Annotated in this window: 1 protein-coding gene; it reads right to left on the reverse strand. The window is 56.9% G+C overall.

Translation table 11 applies throughout. The annotated features are described in order from the left end of the window. Positions 1-260 (reverse strand): sodium:solute symporter family transporter (locus FLQ03_RS00690; protein ID WP_420855643.1); only part of this gene is annotated, 260 nt, incomplete at both ends.

The following is a 260-nucleotide window of genomic DNA, read 5'->3' on the forward strand; positions in this document are numbered from 1 at the left end:
GGCTGACCGAAATAACCCAGCCCCCAGCCCATCAGCGAGATAATCGCCACGAAGTTCAGCCCTTTCAGCATGTCGATATTTTCGATGCTCTTCTGCTTAATCACTTCCAGCGAATCGCCAAAGCCGCCGACGGAAATAATCACGATCACCGGGGTGAGGATCAGCGCGAAAATCATCAGGCTGGCCTGCACGGTATCGGTCCAGCTAACCGCGAGGAAGCCGCCGACGAAGGTATAGATAATCGTCGCCGCCGCCCCGGC

It is taken from the genome of Vogesella urethralis, from assembly GCF_007644045.2.
Lineage (GTDB): Bacteria > Pseudomonadota > Gammaproteobacteria > Burkholderiales > Chromobacteriaceae > Vogesella > Vogesella urethralis.